The organism is Kitasatospora sp. NPDC056783, assembly GCF_042789895.1.
Taxonomy (GTDB): Bacteria; Actinomycetota; Actinomycetes; order Streptomycetales; family Streptomycetaceae; genus Kitasatospora.
Genome location: NZ_JBHUAF010000604.1, coordinates 1 through 3042 on the forward strand (window position 1 = coordinate 1; position 3042 = coordinate 3042).

4 protein-coding genes and 1 pseudogene are annotated in these 3042 nt (G+C 71.3%); 1 reads left to right on the top strand and 4 read right to left on the bottom strand.

Going from position 1 to position 3042, the window contains the following annotated elements:
- The 4 genes and pseudogenes from ACFRMQ_RS39715 to ACFRMQ_RS39730 all read right to left on the bottom strand — a co-directional run.
- Positions 1–406: pseudogene (locus ACFRMQ_RS39715) on the bottom strand (hypothetical protein); the annotation flags it as partial.
- 14 nt (positions 407–420) lie between these two features.
- Entirely contained in the window at positions 421–1053 is a 633-nt protein-coding gene (nadD, locus tag ACFRMQ_RS39720; protein WP_380735772.1) for a nicotinate-nucleotide adenylyltransferase, read from the bottom strand.
- A 145-nt stretch (positions 1054–1198) separates the two neighbouring features.
- A complete protein-coding gene (locus ACFRMQ_RS39725; protein ID WP_181970583.1) occupies positions 1199–1354 on the bottom strand; it encodes a hypothetical protein in 156 nt (51 codons plus the stop codon).
- 178 nt (positions 1355–1532) lie between these two features.
- A complete protein-coding gene (locus ACFRMQ_RS39730; RefSeq protein WP_380735773.1) occupies positions 1533–1733 on the bottom strand; it encodes a hypothetical protein in 201 nt (66 codons plus the stop codon).
- A gap of 232 nt (positions 1734–1965) precedes the next feature.
- On the opposite strand from ACFRMQ_RS39730, the gene ACFRMQ_RS39735 reads away from it, so the two are divergent.
- Positions 1966–3042, top strand: a 1077-nt coding sequence (locus ACFRMQ_RS39735; RefSeq protein ID WP_380735774.1) for a M48 family metallopeptidase, incomplete at its 3' end; no start/stop codon positions are given.

Here is a 3042-nt window from a genome sequence, read left to right on the forward strand (position 1 = left end):
GCTCGGTGACGACCGGCTCGGCGACCACCGGGGCCGCGGCCTGGTACGGCTGCTGCTGGTAGCCCTGGTAGCCCTGCTGCTGGTAGCCGTACGGGTCCTGCCCGTACACCGGCTGCCCGTACTGGTCGTACTGCTGCTGCCCGTACGACTGCGCCTGCTGCGGGAACTGCGGGAACTGCCCGGTCTCGCCGCCCTGCTGGTAGCCCTGGTGGCCCTGCTGCTGGTAGCCGTACGGGTCCTGCCCGTACACCGGCTGCCCGTACTGGTCGTACTGCTGCTGCCCGTACGACTGCGCCTGCTGCGGCTGCTGCGGCTGCTGTTCTTGCGGCTGGTACTCCTGGTACGGCTGCTGGTACTGCCCGGTGGACCAGTCCTCCGGCCGCCGGCCGTCGCTGCGATCAGTCATGCACCGCTCCTGGGTCAGTCCCCGCGCGGCGCGTACAGCGCCCGCTTGTCGATGTAGCGGACCACGCCGTCCGGGACGAGGTACCAGACCGGTTCTCCCTTGGCGACCCGGTCGCGGCAGTCCGTGGAGGAGATGGCCAGCGCCGGGACCTCCACCAGCGAGACCCCGCCCACCGGGAGCCCGGCGTCCGACAGCGTGTGCCCCGGGCGGGTGCACCCGATGAAGTGGGCCAGCGAGAAGAGCTCGTCGGAGTCGTGCCAGGACAGGATCTGGGCGAGTGCGTCGGCGCCGGTGATGAAGAAGAGGTCGGCGTCCGGGTGCAGGGTGTGCAGGTCGCGCAGGGTGTCGACGGTGTACGTCGGGCCCTGGCGGTCGATGTCGATCCGGCTCACCGAGAACTGCGGGTTCTCGGCGGTGGCGATGACCGTCATCAGGTACCGGTCCTCGGCCGCGGTGACGTGGCGCTCGCTCTTCTGCCACGGCTGCCCGGTCGGCACGAAGATCACTTCGTCCAGGTGGAACGCGCTCGCGACCTCACTGGCGGCGACGAGGTGGCCGTGGTGGATCGGGTCGAAGGTGCCGCCCATCACGCCGAGGCGCTTCTTCACCGGTTCCGGTCCGCCGGGATTCCCGGCCTGCTCTCCCATGCCGCCACACCTTACGCGACGCCCGTTACCGTGCGGGAACGGCCGGGTGAGGGTCCCCCGCAGAGCCGGTGGGGGTTGTCCGCAGATGCGTGAGGGAGCGGCCGACCGGCGGTCGGACGCTCCCCGAGCGGTCCCGGAAGCGGGCTCAGCGGTCCCGGTTGAAGCGGGTGGTGATGAAGAGCAGGACCAGCAGGATGACCAGCGCGGCGCCACCGGTCAGGGCCGGGTTCAGACTGTCGTGGTTGCCCCCCTCGCCCTCGGCGAGCAGGTTCAGAACGGGGAGTGCGGCAGCAGTGCTCATGGTCGGCGGGACCTTCTCGGCTCGGAGGACGGACCTGGGGGTTCTTCCGGGCCGGTGAGGGCCCACCCGTCATCGTACGGGTGGTTACACGGCAACCGCTCGGCGGCCCACCGCCGCTGACCGGGCGTGAGCACGGGCCGGAGGAAGGCTCCCGGGGCGGGGTCCGGCGAGGTCCGGACTAGTTCTGCTTGAAGGCGCGCGCCATGATCCAGACCAGCAGGCCGATGCCCACGAAGGACGCGACGACGATGATCCGCAGGAACAGACCCGGGCCGGACTCGTCGGAGATGGGCGTGGCCAGGCTGACAAGCGCGTCGGTGGGCATCTGCGGAGCTCCTCGGAACTGGTCGGTACCGCGGCCGGGTCCGGTCTCGGTCATCCAGGCCTCAGGGTAAACCCGCCTCACACCGGCGGCCCCCACCGGCCCCGACGGGCGAGCCCCGCCCGCCCCCGGCCCACTGAGGCGGCGCCCCGCCCGGGCCCCGCGCGTACGCTGGCCCCGGGGACGAGTACGCAACCACGGACGTTGCACAGACAGTCGTTGCAGGCGAAGACCAGCGGGGGGCGGGCCAGCGGGCCGCGGCCGCCGTCGACCAGGAGGTACTCAGACCATGACCGACCCGACCTCGAAGAGCCCGAGCCGCCGCCGCGAGCGCTTCCCCGGCATCTCCACCCGGGCCTGGGAGCACCCGGCGGACCGCTCGGCCCTGGTCGCCCTGCGCAAGCTCACCGGCTTCGACGACATCCTGAAGAAGCTCGCCGGACTGGTCTCCGAGCGGGCGATCCGGCTGATGTTCCTGGCCACGGCCGTGAAGACCTCCGAGCGCCAGTTCCCGGAGCTGCACGACATGGTCCGCGACGCCGCGTACGTGCTCGACCTGGAGCAGGTCCCGGACCTGTACGTCACCCAGGACCCGACGGTCAACGCGTACTGCATCGGCATCGACACCCCGATCATCGTGATCACCAGCGGCCTGGTCGAGCTGCTCGACGAGGAGGAGCTGCGCTCCGTCATCGGCCACGAGGTCGGCCACGCGATGTCCGGCCACGCCGTCTACCGGACGATGCTGATGATCCTCACCAACATCGCCACCCGGATCGCCTGGGTGCCGCTCGGCAACCTGGCGATCACCGCGATCATCACCGCGCTCAAGGAGTGGTTCCGCAAGGCGGAGCTGTCCAGCGACCGGGCCGGCCTGCTCGCCGGGCAGGACCTCCAGGCGTCCATGCGGGCCCTGATGAAGCTGGCCGGCGGCCACAACCTGGCCGAGATGAACGTCGACGCCTTCCTGGAGCAGGCCGAGGAGTACGAGAAGGCCGGCGACCTGCGCGACGGCGTGCTCAAGGTGCTCCAGCTGCTGCCGCAGACCCACCCCTTCGCGGTGGTCCGGGTCGCCCAGCTGAAGAAGTGGGCGGAGAGCGACGAGTACCGCTCGATCCTGGCCGGCGCCTACCCGCGCCGCGCGGACGACCCGGACACCTCGGTGGGCGAGCAGTGGAAGGCCGCCGCCGAGCACTACACGACCTCGGTCAAGGAGAGCAAGGACCCGCTGATGGGCCTGCTCCGGGACGTCGCCGGCGGCGCCGCGACCGTCGGCGGCAAGCTCCGCGACACCTTCACCGGGGGCGGCGGCCGCAACGGCTCCTCGGGCAGCGGCGGCCCTGGCAACGGCTCCTCGGGCAGTGGC